At 72.0% G+C, this 15,527-nt stretch carries 4 protein-coding genes; 2 read left to right on the top strand and 2 right to left on the bottom strand.

The annotated features are described in order from the left end of the window. The first annotated feature begins 3 nt into the window (after nucleotides 1–3). Both ETD86_RS03370 and ETD86_RS03365 read left to right on the top strand, forming a co-directional pair. The gene (locus tag ETD86_RS03370; RefSeq protein WP_211369803.1) at nucleotides 4–1,746 is read left to right on the top strand and encodes an ABC transporter ATP-binding protein; all 1,743 of its coding nucleotides are present in this window, start codon (nucleotides 4–6) and stop codon (nucleotides 1,744–1,746) included. Continuing rightward, on the top strand, nucleotides 1,743–3,485 hold the full coding sequence (locus tag ETD86_RS03365; RefSeq protein ID WP_211369802.1) for an ABC transporter ATP-binding protein: 1,743 nt from the start codon (nucleotides 1,743–1,745) through the stop codon (nucleotides 3,483–3,485). Before ETD86_RS03370 ends, ETD86_RS03365 begins: the two co-directional genes overlap by 4 nt. Here ETD86_RS03365 and ETD86_RS03360 read toward each other — a convergent pair. Together ETD86_RS03360 and ETD86_RS57860 are read right to left on the bottom strand one after the other, a co-directional pair. Beyond that, complete coding sequence (locus tag ETD86_RS03360) at nucleotides 3,478–5,070, bottom strand: (2,3-dihydroxybenzoyl)adenylate synthase (protein ID WP_138664593.1); 1,593 nt, start codon at nucleotides 5,068–5,070, stop codon at nucleotides 3,478–3,480. The genes ETD86_RS03365 and ETD86_RS03360 overlap by 8 nt on opposite strands. Continuing rightward, nucleotides 5,067–15,518: a non-ribosomal peptide synthetase gene (locus ETD86_RS57860; protein WP_138664592.1), complete on the bottom strand. Its 10,452-nt coding sequence runs from the start codon at nucleotides 15,516–15,518 to the stop codon at nucleotides 5,067–5,069. The genes ETD86_RS03360 and ETD86_RS57860 overlap by 4 nt, the downstream gene beginning before the upstream one ends. Nucleotides 15,519–15,527: the final 9 nt, after the last annotated feature.

Raw genomic sequence — 15,527 nt, 5'->3', positions numbered from 1 at the left:
GACATGGCCGACGACGACGCGCTGGTACGCCCTGGTGCGCTGGCGGAGATGCTGCGGCCGGTACGCGGCCGCCTGGTCCTCGGGATGACGCTGGCCGGCGTCGGGGCGCTGTTCGCCATGGTGCCGTTCATCGCGGTGGCCGAGGTCGGGCGGGCGCTGCTGTCCGGTGGCGCGGTGTGGCCGTGGGCGATCGCGGGTGCCGGTGGGGCGGTGCTGCGTGCCTTCTTCATGGGGGCCTCCGCCTCGGTCTGCCACGTCGCCAACGGCCACTTCGAGTACGGCATCCGCAGCCGCCTGGCCCGCCATCTGGGACGGCTGCCGTTGGGCTGGTTCGGTGACCACGGCTCGGGCGAGGTGAAGAAGGCCGTCTCCGACGACATCAAGGGGATGCATCACCTGGTGTCCCACGCGCTGAGCGACATGACGAGCGCGGTGGTGGCGCCGCTGGTCGGGATCGTGTACCTGCTGCTGGTGGACTGGCGGATGACCCTGGCGCTGCTCGGCTTCGTCGCGGCGGTGCTGGCGGTCGTGTCGCCCATGCTCAAGCGCGGTTACCAGGCCCACATGGGGACCTACAACCGGGCGCAGGCGGAGCTGGCCAAAGCCACGGTGGAGCTCGTGGACGGCATCGAGGTGGTCAAGACGTACGGGGGGCGGGCCCGGGCGTCCCAGCGCTTCGACGAGGCGGTCACCACGCTGACGCAGCGGTGCCTGGCGTGGACGGCGGCGATGGGCAGGCCCGCCACGGCGATGAACATCGGGCTGGCCCCGGCCACCATGCTGGTGTGGATCCTGGCCAGCGGCACCGCTTTCGTGGCGGCCGGCTGGCTGCCGCCCGCGGATCTGCTGCCGTTCCTCGCGGTCGGCGTGGGCCTGCCGGGGCCGTACCTGCAGGTCGGGTCGGCGGCCAACATGCTGCGCCAGGGGCAGCTCGGCGCCACGCACGTGGACCGGCTCCTGGGCCTGCTGCCGCTGGCGGAGCCGGCCGAGCCGCGGCGGCCCGCCGACGGGCGCGTGGTCTTCGACGACGTGCGTTTCTCGTACGCGCCGGACGCGCCGCCCGCGCTGGACGGCGTCAGCGCGGTGCTCGCCCCCGGCACCGTGACGGCCCTGGTGGGGCCGTCGGGGTCGGGCAAGACGACCATGGCCAGGCTGCTGCCCCGCTTCTGGGACCCCGACGGCGGCGCGATAACCCTGGGCGGGGTGGACGTGCGGGACATCCCGAGCCGGGAGCTGCTGAGCCGCGTCGCGATCGTCTTCCAGGACGTGGTCCTGCTACGTGAGAGCGTGCGGGACAACATCCGGCTGGGCCGGCCGGACGCCACGGACGCGGAGGTGGAGGCCGCCGCCAAGGCCGCCCGCGTCCACGACGTGATCATGGCACTGCCGGACGGGTACGACACCGTGCTCGGCTCCGACGGCGGCGGCCTGTCGGGCGGCGAGCGGCAGCGCGTCACGATCGCCCGGGCGATCCTCCAGGACGCCCCGGTGGTGGTGCTGGACGAGGCGACCGCGCACGCCGACGCGGAGAGCGAGGCGGCCATCCAGGAGGCGCTGTCGGAGCTGGCCGCGGGCCGTACCGTCATGGTGATCGCGCACCGGCTGCACACGATCGCCGGGGCCGACCAGATCCTCGTTCTCGACTCGGGCCGGATCGTCGAGCGGGGCAGGCACGAGGGCCTGCTCGCGGCGGACGGCCTTTACGCGCGGCTGTGGCGGGCGCAGAACACGGAGGTCAAGGCATGAGCAGGAACCGGCTGATGATCGGCACTGCCGAGGAGCTGATGGGCTCCTCCAGCGGCATGCGGGGCCAGATCGTGTGGTTCGCCCTCGCCGGCGTCGCGCAGGGCGGCGTGTTCGCGGCCCTGCTGCCGCTGCTGCGAGCCCTCCTGTCCGGGGACACCGGCGGTGCGCTGCCGTGGCTGGCCGTGGCGGCGGGCTGCGCGGTGCTGTCGGCGCTGCTGTTGTGGCACGCCGCCAACACCGGGTACGTCGTCGGCATCGAGCGCATCGGCGACCGGCTCGCGCGCCGCATCGGTGAGCACGTCGTGCGGCTGCCGCTCGGGTGGTTCACCGCCGGGCGCGCGGGACGGCTGGCCCGCCTGACCTCCACGTCCGTGCAGGACGTCACCGGCATCCCGTCGACGCTGCTGCAGCAGATCGTCATGGCGGTGGCCACCCCGGTCACCGTGATCGTGGTGACGTTCTTCGTGGACTGGCGGATGGGGCTGGCCTTGGTGGTCACGGCGCCGGTGGCGCTGGCGGTGTTCGCGTGGGTGAGCCGGGTGCTGCGCGACACGCACGGCCCCGAGGACCACGCGCATGCCGAGGTGACCGACCGGGTGGTGGAGTTCGCCCAGGCGCAGCAGGTCCTGCGGGCCGCGGGACGTACCGAGGAGGGGTGGACCACGCTGGACCGGGCGCTGGCCGGGCACCGCGACGCCTACCTGCACAAGCTCGGCCGGGCCAGCCGCCCGTTCGGCGTGTACGTGCTGGTCGTGGAGCTGGGCTTCGCGACCATCATGGTGATGGGCACCTACCTCGCGCTCGGCGGCTCGCTGCGCGTCCCCGACGCCATCGCGGTGCTGATCCTGGCCGCGCGTTTCGTGGAGCCGCTGATCCAGGCGGGCGATCTGGGCGGCATGTTCCGGATCGCGCGCGTCTCCCTCGACGCCATCGGCGAGGTCATGCACGCAAAGCCACTGCCCACCGTCTCCGAAGGTCCAATCCCGGCCGACGCCACCGTGGAGCTTGACGACGTCAGCTTCGGCTACGGCGAGCGCCGCGTCCTCGACGGCTTCACGCTGCGCTGCCCGCCCGGCACGGTGACGGCGCTGGTCGGGCCGTCGGGCGCGGGCAAGACCACCGTCACCCGCCTGGTCGCCCGTTTCTGGGACGTGGACTCCGGCGCGGTCCGGATCGGCGGCGTCGACGTGCGGGAGCTGCCCACGGCCGACCTCATGAGCCGGCTCGCGCTGGTCTTCCAGGACGTCTACCTGTTCGACGGCACCATCGAGGAGAACGTCCGGCTCGGCCGCCCCGACGCCACCGACGCCGAGGTCCGGCGCGCCGCCGAGGCCGCGCGGCTGGACGAGGTGGTGGCCCGGCTCGGTGCCGGCTGGGAGACCCGGGTCGGCGAGGGCGGCTCGCGGCTGTCCGGCGGGGAGCGCCAGCGGGTCTCCATCGCCAGGGCGGTGCTCAAGGACGCGCCGATCGTGCTGCTCGACGAGGCGACGGCCGCCCTCGACGCCGAGAACGAGGTCGCGGTGAGCGCGGCGATCGCCGAGCTGGCGCGTGACCGCACGGTGCTGGTGATCGCGCATCGGCTGTCCACCGTGGCGGCCGCCGACCAGATCGCGGTGCTGGACGGCGGCCGCATCGCCGAGCTGGGCACTCATGGGGAGTTGCTGGCCGGCGGTGGCCGGTACGCCCGTTTCTGGGACGAGCGCAAGCGGGCCGCCGGCTGGCGTCTGGCCGCTAGCTGAGCCGGGCGACGAGGTCCTTCTTGCTGACCTTGCCGAGGCCGGTCAGCGGGAAGGACTCCATCAGCTCCAGGCGGTCGGGCAGCTTGTACGGGGCGACGCCACGCTCGACGAGGAAGTCCACCAGGTCGTCCAGAGCCGGCTGGTCACCCTTGGGGATCACGCATGCGCAGATGCGTTCGCCGAGCACTTCGTCGGGCAGGCCGACCACGGCCACGTCGCGGACCTGCGGGTGGGCCAGCAGGTGGTTCTCCAGCTCCTCGGCCGCGATCTTGTCGCCGCCCCGGTTGATCTGGTCCTTGACCCGGCCTTCGAAGACGACGTGGCCGGTGGGCAGGAGCCGTACCACGTCGCCGGTCCGGTAGAAGCCGTCGCTGGAGAAAGCCCGCGCGTTGTGGTCGGGTGCGCGGTAGTAGCCGCGGATGGTGTACGGGCCGCGCGCCAGCAACTCGCCCGCCTCGCCCGGCGGCACGTCGCGGTCGGCGGAGTCAACGACGCGCAGCTCGTCCAGCGGCGAGACCGGAAGGCCCTGGCTGAGGAGCCTGATGTCCTGCGGATCGGTGCCGCGGTGGAAGCCGCACAGCCCTTCCGCCATGCCGAACGCCTGCTGCAGGCGGCAGCCCAGAGCGGGCTCCACCCGCTTGGCCAGCTCGGGGTTGAGCTTGGTGCCGCCGATGGTGACCTGGCGCAGGCTGGACAGGTCGTCGTCGGTCCACTCGGTCGCCTCGATCCACAGCAGCGCCACGCCGGGCACCATGCCGGTGTCGGTGACCCGTTCCCCGGCGATGATCGGGAAGGCCACGTCAGGGTCCGCGCTCGGCGCGAGCACGAGCGTCCCGCCGGCATGGAACGTGGCCATCAGGCCGTGGGTGAGCGTCCAGTTGTGCGCGATCGGCAACGTGACGAGGTGAACCGTGGAGCTGTCGTAGTCGCAGGCCTCGGCGACCGCGCGGCCGCTGTAGTACCAGTCGTCGTGGGTGCGCGGCACCAGCTTGGGCACGCCCGTGGTGCCGCCCGACAGCAGGAGCAGGGCCGGCTCGCCCGGGTCGCGGGCCGGCAGCGGCACGGGGTCGGCGTCCACGTCGGCCAGCGCCGTGAACGAGCCAGGGTCCCCGGCCACGAAGACGTGCCGCATTGACGGCACGCCGGCCAGCATCTCGGCGGCCAGCTCGCGGTGGTCGAAGCCTTGGTGCACGTCCGGGACGAAGAGCGCGACCGCCTCGGTGAACTCGCAGAAATAGCGGATCTCGCTGCGCCGGTGCGCCGGCAACGCGATCACCGGCAGCGCGCCCAGACGGAACAGCGCGAACAGCAACGCCACGAACTCCGCCAGGTTGGGCAGCTGCACCACCACGTGGTCCCCGGCTCTGATCCCCGCCCGGTGCAGGCCCGCCGCCAGCCGATCGGCTCTGCGGTCCAGATCCGCGTAGCTCCACCGGTGGTCGGGCGCCACCACGGCGGTCCTCGCGCCCCGTTCCTCGGCCCAATGCGTGAGCGACTCCCCGAAGGGCCGCCCCGCCCAGAGTCCCTCCTTGCGGTAGCGTTCCGCGAACTCCTCGGGCCAGGGTGTCCAGTCCGTACCGCTCATATCGCGCCTTCCTCCCACGCTTCGCCGGTTTCCGTGGTGATCTGTGCGGCCATCGCCGCGATGGTGGGGGTGGCGAACACCTGCCGCACGGTCAGCTCGGCGCCGAGGCGCCGCCGTACCGCTTCCACCAGCCGTGTCGCGACCAGCGAATCGCCGCCGAGTGCGAAGAATCCGGCGTTCCTGGGCACGGCGGGGACATCCAGCAGCTCGGCCCAGATCGCCGCCAGCGCGATCTCGGCGGGGCCCTGCGGCGGGTCGTCCCCGAGCTCGTCGCCGGTCTCCAGCAGGGTCCGCACGGCGTTGCGGTCGATCTTGCCGTTGGCCGTCAACGGCAGTGCGGCCATGGGCACCACCGGGTCCGGGATCATGTAGGCGGGCAACCGCTCGGCCAGCCTGGCCCGTACCGCGTCCGCATCGGTGTCTTCGGGCACCACGGCGGCCAGCAACCGCCGCCGATCCGCCGAGGCCACGACGACAGCCTGCGCCGCCTCCGCCTGCAGAGCCGCCTCGACCTCGCCCAGCTCGATCCGGTGACCGCGGATCTTCACTTGGGCGTCGGCCCGGCCCTGGAACTCCAAGGTCCCGTCGGGCCAGTAGCGGCCCAGGTCACCGGTGCGATACCAGCGCTCGCCCGCCACGGTCACGAATCGCTGAGCGGTCTGCTCCGGATCGCCTCGATAGCCGTCGGCGACGCCGAGGCCGCCGATCCACAACTCCCCCGTCACCCAGTCCGGGCAGTCACGGCCGCGGGCACCGACCACGCGGAAGCGCTGGTTGGCCAGAGGCCTCCCATAGGGCACCGACCGCCAATGCGCGGGCGGCTGAACAGGGACCGGGCAGCAGTTCGACCAGATCGCCGCCTCGGTCGCCCCACCCAGCGCGATGAGCTGCGCCCCGGCCCTCAGCCGGGGCGCCAGATCCAACCCCACCCAGTCGCCCGACACCAGCGCCAGCCGCAACCCGGCGCCTCCCCCGGCGGTCAGCAGCATGTCCAGCAGTGCGGGCACCGAATTCCACACCGTCACCTGGTGGCCCGCCACCAATTGCGCCCACCGGTGGGCATCGCGCCGTTCCTCCTCGCCGATCAGCACGACGGCGCCCCCGATGTTGAGCAGCCCGAAGATGTCGAACACGGACAGGTCGAAGTCCAGCGCCGACACCGCCAGCACCCGATCGTCCTGGCCCAGATCGAAGCGACGCACGACATCCTCGATGGTGTTGACCGCCGCCCGGTGGCTGACCTGCACTCCCTTCGGCTCTCCGGTGGAACCCGAGGTGAAGATCACATAAGCCGCTGTCCCGGGATCCGCCTTCACGGGCTCGTCGAGTGGCTCGCCGAAGATCAGCTCGGTCAGCACCACCTGCGCCCCGGCCCGCGCCAGGATCCGTTCCCGGCGAGCGGCAGGCTGGTCGATCCCGACCGGCACGTACATGCCCCCGGCGGCCAGCACGCCCAGCACAGCGGTCACCTGCTCGGGCCCCTTGGGCAGCATCACCCCGACCGGCGTGCCAGGACCGACCCCGCGAGAGCGCAACCACCCGGCCACGCGCAACGCGCGATCGGCCAGCTCGCCGTAGGTCAACGAGCCGCCGTCCCACACCAGCGCCACGCGCCCCGGATCCTGCGCGAAGAACCCTTCGTGCAACAGACGGCCCGGCACCGGCGCAGCCGTGTCGTTCACCCGCTCCCGCACGGCCACCTGAGACTCGGGTACCAACGACGGCACAGGCTCAGCCCAGTCCGTCACGTCCAGCCAGCCCAGCAACCGCTGGTAGGCGGCGAACATCGCGTCCAGCACGCCCGCCGGGAACAGCTCCTCGACCGCGTCCCAGCACAGCACCAGCTCTCCGCCCAGCTCCATCACCTGGTGATCCAGCCACACCTGCGGCGTCTGCGACACCGACCAGCTCTCCCGCCAGGGAGCCTGGAACGCGCGGTCGAACAGGTCGTCGTCGAGTCCCAGGGCGCTGGTGAAGACGACCGGCATGCCGACGGAGGCGCCCTGGGAGCGGCGGGCCAGCTCCCGCAGCACCCACACCGCGGACACGTCGCGGTGTTCCAGGTCGTGGCCGAGCCGGCGCTGCAGCGCCTGGGCCGCGTCGAGCCACCCGCCGCCCGGCTCGGGCCGATGGCCGACCAGGAGCAGGGAGGTGAAGTCGCCGATGACCCGGGCGATGTCCGGGTGGCCGCCCGGCTGTCCCGGCGCGGGCCGGTCGAAGAGGGTGAGGTTGACGGTCACGTCGGAGCGCCCACTCCAGGCCGCGAGCACCTCGGCGTAGCAGGTCAGCAGCACTGCCGAGGGGGTCAGCCCGTGTCGCCTGGCCCGCTGCTTGATGCGTGACCAGCGGTCCGCAGGCATGGTGTGCCGCCTGCGGACGAAGGCCGGCCGGGTGACGGTGGCCGGATCGACGGCCAGGGGCAGCTGCGGAGCCGGCGGCAGCTCGTCCAGCCGCTCCCGCCAGTAGTCCTCGGCCCTCTCCCGCGCGGCCGGATCGGGAGCGGAGTTGAGCACGTAGTCGCGGAACGACATCCCGACGGGCGGCAGCTCGGCCTCCGGGTCGTCGTAGAGACGAGCGGCCTCGGACAGGACGATCATCATGCTCAACCCGTCGAAGACGAAGTTGTCGAGGCTGAGCCCGAAGCACACGCGCCCGTCGGCGGCCCGGACCGCACGGACGTCCAGCAGCGGCCACCGGGCGAGGTCCACTACCTGGTGGGACATCTCCGTGCGGAGATCGGCCCGCGCCTGGTCGAACCGGTCATCCAGGACGTCGGCCACGGGGATGACGAAGCGGGGCACCCCGGGCAGGATCCGCTGCCGCCCGTCGCCGGTGACGACCGCGCGCAGCATCTCGTGCCGCCGGACGAGCCGGTTGAACGCCTCCTCCAGGCGCCCGACGTCGATGCCGTCTCCCTCGAACTCGAAGTAGCAGTGCGAGCCGACACCGCCGAGCGTGTAGTCCACCTGCCTCCCCAGCCAGTACGCCTGCTGCACTTCGGTGAGCGGGAACGGGTCATGGCGGTGCTCGGGGTCGGCGGGCAGCGTCAGGGCCGCCGTGTGGGAGCCGTCCATGGACAGGCCTGCCGCGAAATCGGCCAGCACGGGAGAGCTGAACAGCCGCCCGATCGTGACACCGCCGACCCCGGCCTCCCGGAGCCGCGCGACCACCCGGGTCGCGGCCAGGCTGTCGCCGCCCAGCATGAAGAAGTCGGCGTCACGGCTCACCTCGCCACCGCCGAGCACCTCGCTCCAGGTCGCCGCGACGACCCCTTCGAGCGGACCCTGCGGCGGGGTGGCGGAGCCGCCGGCCCCGCCGCCGGTGTCCAGCAGCCGCTGCACGGCCCGCCGATCGACCTTGCCGTTGCCGGTGAGCGGCAGGAAGGGAACGACCTCCACGCGGTCAGGGACGAGGTACCCAGGAATCCGGCCGCGCAGCCACGTACGGACCTCGTCGGGGTCGGCGACGGGCCGCGTGGCCGGGCGGGCGGCACGCAGCAGCACCGAGAACGGCCCCTGCGGCAGGACGGCTATGTGATCGAAGTGCGCTGCGGTCAGCACGTCCCGCCACCGGTCGGCGTCGAGCAGCGGGCTGCGCCGCCGCCTTCGTTCCCGGTCCAGCCGGTCGAAGCCGCGCTCCAGCAGGCTGATCGTCTGAAGGGTGAGCGGGGCCGGCTCCGTGAGCTCCCAGGCGTACAGGAGCCCGCCGGGGGCCAGGAGCAGCGAGGCGAGTTCCACGCCCGCGGCGACGGAGGGGTATCGGTGCAGGGAAGCGGCCGCGATCACCACATCGAAGGCGTGCCGCAGTGGGGCGGGCACGGTGCCGGTCGGCGCCTGGGCGTACCCGACCGGGTGCGGGGTGCCGGACAGCCGCTCCTTCGCGGCGTCCAGCAGCACCGGGGACTCGTCGAGCAGCGTGTAGTGGACAGAGCCGGGCGGAATGGCGTCCAGGATGCGGCACGCGGTGCGGCCGGTCCGCGCGCCCAGCTCGGCGACCCGCAGTGGTCGGCCGAGTTCGGCGGCGAGAGCCGCGAGCCGTCCGGCGATGACTTGCAGGGTCGTCGCGGTCTCCGGCCGGAGCGCCGCCTGTCCCTCCGGGGACAGCACCGGGTCGTCCAGCAGCGTGAGGGGTTCTCGGTCCCCGCGCAGCATCGCGGCCAGGTCCCCTCGGCGCTCGGCGAGGCGGCCGGCGATCAGGGCCAGGTGCGTCCCCTCCGCGCGGTCCATGAGGTCGGCCCAGATGGAGGCGTCACGGCAGTGGTCGAACCGCGGGCCGGGCACGTGACCGGTCGGGGTGGCCTGGACCACGTCCCACCGCTCCAGCCACCGCAGCCACACGTCCGCGATCGGCCGGTTGACCTCGTCGACGCCGTTCCGGGCCAGTGCGGCCTCGATGGTGGGCGTGATTCCGAACTCGTCGGCGAGGAGCCCGGTCAGGAGCGCTTCGGCCAACCGGGATTCGAGTTCCCATGTCTCCGGCAGCTCTTGTGGCTTCGGGCCGGCGGGCCGCGGCGTCGCCTCGGCGGCGGCTCGGGGGATCGACTCGGTGACGGCGGCGAGGAGGTGGCGCCGGTCGGCCGAGGTCACGGCGACGACTTGGCCGACGTGCGGGTGGGCTTGCAGAGCCGCCTCGACCTCGCCCAGCTCGATCCGGTGACCGCGGATCTTCACCTGAGCGTCGGCCCGGCCCAGGAACTCCAACGTCCCATCCGGCCAGTACCGGCCCAAGTCCCCCGTCCGATACCAGCGCACTCCCTCTACGGTCACGAACCGCTCGGCGGTTTGCTGGGGATCGCCCCGGTAGCCGTCGGCGACGCCGAGGCCGCCGATCCACAACTCCCCCGTCACCCAGTCAGGGCAGTCCCGTCCTCGGCTGTCGACCACGCGGAAGCGCTGGTTGGTCAGCGGCTTCCCATAGGGCACCGACCGCCAGTGCGCGGGCACCTTGGCAGGAACCCGGCAGTAGTTGGACCAGATCGCCGCCTCGGTCGCCCCGCCCAGCGCGATGAGGTGCGTCTGCTCGCCCAGCCGGGGCGCCAGATCCGGCCCCACCCAGTCGCCGGACACGAGCGCGATCCGCAACCCGGCACCTCCTCCCGAGGTGAGCAGCATGTCCAGCAGCGCGGGCACCGAATTCCACACGGTCACGCCGTGCTCGGCCACCAACTGCGCCCAGCGCTCGGCGTCGCGTCGCTCGTCCTCCTCGATGAGCACCACCGCGCCGCCCACCGACAGCAGTCCGAAGATGTCGAACACCGACAGGTCGAAGTCCAGCGCCGATACCGCCAGCACCCGATCCTGCTCGTCCATGTCGAACCTGCGGATCACGTCCTCGATCGTGTTCACGGCCGCTTGGTGGCTGACCTGCACGCCCTTCGGCTCTCCCGTCGAGCCGGAGGTGAAGATGACGTAGGCCGCCTGCTCGGGGTGCACTTTGACGGGCTCGCTCAGCCGCTCGCCGAACGCGAGCTCGGTCAGCATCTCCTCGACGCCGGCCCGCGCCAAGATCCGTTCCCGGCGAGCGGCAGGCTGATCCACCCCCACCGGCACATACATGCCTCCCGCGGCGAGCACGCCCAAGACCGCGGTCACCTGCTCGGGTCCCTTGGGCAGCACCACCCCGACCGGCGTGCCAGGACCGACCCCGCGAGAGCGCAACCGCCCGGCCACCCGCAACGCCCGGTCGGCCAGCTCGCCGTAGGTCAACGAGCCGCCGTCCCACACCAGAGCCACCCGCTCCGGATCCTGCGCGAAGAACCCCTCGTGCAACAACCGCCCCGACACCGGGCCGACCGTTGCGTTCACCAGCTCTCGCACCGCATGCTGCGACCCGGGCAGCAACGACGGCACCGGCTGCGACCAGTTCCCCTCCCCCAGCCGTTCCAGTAACCGCTGATAGGCGGCGAACATCGCGTCCAGCACACTTGCCGGGAACAGCTCCTCCACCGCGTCCCAGCACAGCACCAGCTCCCCGCCCAGCTCCATCACCTGGTGATCGAGCCACACCTGCGGCGTCTGCGACAGCCCGTTCACGATCTGGGGAAAGCCGTCGGGCAGCCGCCTGGAGAGGTCGTCGTCCAGGCCGAGGGTGCTGGTGAAGACCACGGGCATATCCGATCGCGCCGAGCCCGACCGGCGGGCGAGCTCCCTCAGCACCCAAAGCCCGGAGACGGCGCGATGCTCCAGGTCCTCGGCGAGTTGCTCCTGCAGGCGTCGAGCAGCGGCCAGCCAGGTCTCTCCGGGGTCGGGACGGTTGGCGAGCAGCAGCAGAGAGGTGAAGTCGCCGAGAATGTTCCCGATATCAGGATGGCCGGAGGCCGGGCGGTCGAAGAGGGTGAGGTTGACGGTGAGGTCATCACGCCCGGACCAGGCAGCGAGCACTTCGACGTAGCAGGTCAGCAGCACCACCGACGGGGTGACGCCGTGCCGCCTGGCCTGCTCCTTGATCCGTGCCCAGCGACCGGCCGGAACGGTGTGCCGTCTCCGGACGAATACCGGCTTGGCAATGGTCGCCGGATCGACGGCCAAGGGCAGTTGCGGAGCCGGGGGCAGCTCGTCGAGCCGGTCCCGCCAGTACTCCTCCGCCCTCTCCCGCGCCGCCGATTCATGAACCGAACTCAGCACGTAGTCACGGAACGACACGCCCACAGGCGGCAGCTCCGCCTCCATGTCCGCGTAGAGGGTGGCCAGCTCGGAGAGCAGCAGTTGGCCACTGAGCGCGTCGAACACGCTGTAGTCCAGGGTGATCCCGAGCCGCACGCCCTCGCTGTGGCGTACCACCCGGACGTCGATCAGCGGCCACCGGCCGAGGTCGAACACACGCCGAGCGAGTGCGCCCTCCAGACGTGCCGAGGCGGTGACGGCGTCGGAAGCCTCCTCTACGGGGATCCGCAAGCGGGGAACCTCGGGGAGGATCCGCTGGCGGCCGTCGTCGCCGATGACGGCCCGCAGCATCTCGTGACGTTGGATCAGCCGGTTCAACGCCTCTTCCAGACGCGGCGGGTCGATGTCGGCTCCGGCCAGCTCCAGGTAGAACGTGGTGCCCACGCCGCCCAGGGGCAGTCCGGCCGCGCGACCGAGCCAGTACGCCCGCTGGATCTCGGTGAGGGGGAAAGGCTCGTAGCGGTTCGCGTGATCGGCCATGATCGCCGGATATGTCTCGGCCCGTTCGTCGCCGGTGAGCGCGAGCCCTGCGGCGAAGTCGGCCAGCACCGGCGTGCGGAACAGCTTGGCCAGCGTCGCGTTCGCCAAGCCCATCTCGCGTAGGCGGGTGACGAGGCGAGTGGCGATCAGGCTGTCCCCGCCGAGGAAGAAGAAGTCGTCGTCACGCCCGACCCGCTCGGCGTGGAGGAGTTCGCGCCAGACGGCAGCGACCGTCTCCTCCACCGACCCCTGCGGTGGGACGAACGCCCTCGCCTCCTCTGTCTCCTCCAGCAGGGCGCGCACGGCGTTGCGGTCGATCTTCCCGTTGGCCGTCAACGGCAACGCCGCCATCGACACCAGCCGATCCGGGATCATGTATGGAGGCAAGCGCTCGGCCAACCCCGCACGCAGCGCTTCCGCATCCACGTCGTCGGATGCCACGGCGGCCAGCAACCGCCGCCGATCCGCCGAGGCCACGACGACAGCCTGCGCCACCTCGGCCTGCAGAGCCGCCTCGACCTCGCCCAGCTCGATCCGGTGACCACGGATCTTCACCTGAGCGTCGGCCCGGCCCAGGAACTCCAACGTCCCGTCCGGCCAGTACCGGCCCAGATCCCCGGTGCGATACCAGCGCACCCCCTCGACCGTCAGAAACCGCTCGGCCGTCTGCTCCGGATCACCCCGGTAGCCATCGGCCACCCCCAGACCGCCGATCCACAACTCGCCCGCCACCCAGTCCGGGCAGTCTCGCCCTCGGGCGTCAACCACCCGGAAGCGCTGGTTGCCCAGCGGCTTCCCATAGGGCACCGACCGCCAATGCGCGGGCACCTCGGCAGGAACCCGGCAGTAGTTCGACCAGATCGCCGCCTCGGTCGCCCCGCCCAAGGCGATCAACCGCGCTTCCGGCGCCTCATCGGCCAGCCGCGGCGCCAGATCCAGGCCTACCCAGTCGCCGGACACCAGCGCCAGCCGCAGGCCGCCGCCTCCCCCGGCGGTCAGCAGCATGTCCAGCAGTGCGGGCACCGAATTCCACACCGTCACCTGATGGTCCGCCACCAGTTGCGCCCAGCGCTCAGCGTCGCGCCGCTCGTCCTCGCCGATGAGCACCACCGCGCCACCCACCGACAGCAAGCCGAAGATGTCGAACACCGACAGGTCGAAGTCGAGCGCCGACACCGCCAGCACCCGATCCTCTTGGCCCAGACCGAAGCGACGCACGACATCCTCGATGGTGTTGACCGCCGCCCGGTGGCTGACCTGCACCCCTTTCGGCTCTCCGGTCGAGCCGGACGTGAAGATCACATAAGCCGGCTGCTCGGGGTCCACCTGCACGGGCTCGCTCAGCCGCTCACCGAGCGAGAGCTCGGTCAGCACCACCTCGACGCCGGCTCGTGACAAGATCCGCTCCCGGCGGGCGGCAGGCTGATCCACCCCGACCGGCACATACACACCCCCGGCGGCCAGCACCCCGAGGACGGCCGTCACCTGCTCGGGTCCCTTGGGCAGCACGACGCCCACCGGATCCCCCGGCCGCACCCCGCGAGACCGCAACCATCCGGCCACCCGCAACACCCGGTCGGCCAGCTCGCCATACGACAACGAACCGCCATCCCACACCAGAGCCACCCGCTCCGGATCCTGCGCGAAGAACCCCTCATGCAACAACCGCCCGGGTGCCGGCCCGGTCGTGTCGTTCACCCGCTCCCGCACGACCACCTGAGGCTCGGGCACCAGCGACGGCACAGGCTCAGCCCAGTCCGCCGATCCCAGCCATTCCAGCAACCGCCCATGGGCGGCGAACATCGCGTCCAGCACGCCCGCCGGGAACAGCTCCGCAACCGCGTCCCAGCAGATCACGAGGCGCCCGTCGTGCAACACCATCTGGTAGTCGAGCCACACCTGCGGCGTCTGGGAGATCATCCAGCCGAGCTCGCCCAGCTCCCGCCGGAAGACGGGATCGACCAGCTCACCGTCGAGGTTGCCGGCGAAGACGACAGGGGCGGTGGGCGGCGAGCCGGGGTGGGCGCGGGTCAGGTCACGCAGCACCTCGATCCCCGAGTAATCGGTGTGCGCGAGGTCGGCGTGCAGGCGGGCCTGGATGCGGCGGGCCAGCTCGGCGAACGGCAACGACTCGGAGGCGTCCACTTCCAGCAGGACGAGGCTGGTGAAGTCGGCCACCAGGTGACCGACGGAAGGATGGAGATCGTGCCGGTCGAACAAGGGCAGGTTGAGCAGGAAGCGCGGTGTGGCGCTCCAGGCGGCGAGCACTTCGGCGTAGGCGGCGGCCAGCACGGTGGAAGGGGTGAGGCCGTGCTCCCTGGCCCGGCGTTCGAGCCGCTCCCATTCCTCGGCGGACAGCCAGTGGCTGCGACGGACGAAACGCGGACCAGTGACCGACTCCGGCGGCACGGCGAGCGGGAGCTGCGGGCCGCCGGGCAGGTCGGCCAGGCGTTCCTGCCAGTACGCACGGTCGCGCGCCCGCGCCTCCGCCCGCAGGACGTCCTGCTCGGCCAGGTAGCGCTGGAAGCTGTAGTCGATGGGCGGCAGCGGGGCGTGCGGGTCGGCGTAGAGCGCGGCCAGCTCGGTGAGGATCATGCGCAGGCTGAGCACGTCGGCGACCAGCAGGTCCAGTTCGAAGTGGATGCGGGTGGCGCCGCCGGGCAGCAGCGACAGCCGTACGTCGAAGACCTCGCCGTGTGCGGCGTCGAGCAGCCGGTGCGACAGGGTCTCGCGCAGCTCCAGCAGCGCGCTCTCCGCCCCGGCCGCGTCCAGGGAGGTCAGGTCGTGGACCGTGAGCCGCGACCACACCGCCGGGTCATCGGGCGGGAGGGCTTGCTGGGTGCCGTCGTCGAGGAAACGGGTGCGCAGCTGGGCGTGGCGGTGGACCAGGGCACGCACGGCGCGTTGGAGCCGCTCGGGCGCCACGCCCAGCCCGTCGAACTCGATGTAGGCGTGGCAGCCGACGTTGCCGAGCACCTGGCCCTCGCGCCGCCCGATCCAGTACGCATGCTGCACGGGTGTGAGCGGGAACGGCACGCCCTCGTCCACCTTCACCTCGACGGCCGCCTCGAGTGGCTGCCCTTGGCGGGCGGAGATGAGCGACCACCAGTGGCCGATGGTGGGTGTCTCGGCCAGCTCGGCAACGTCGAGCCGTACGCCGGCCCGCCGCCAGCGGCCGGCCAGGCGCATGGCCGTGATCGAGTCCATCCCGCAGCGGATCAGGTTGTCATGGTCGCCTATCTCGCCTGGATCGCGCTGCAGCAGGTCGGCCACGGTGTTGCGGACGATCTCCAAGGTCAGGGGCACGGCGTGGTC

Source organism: Nonomuraea turkmeniaca (genome assembly GCF_005889735.1).
GTDB lineage: Bacteria > Actinomycetota > Actinomycetes > Streptosporangiales > Streptosporangiaceae > Nonomuraea > Nonomuraea turkmeniaca.
The sequence above is the reverse complement of the archived record's forward strand: the minus strand, read 5'-3'. Positions and strand labels throughout refer to the sequence as shown.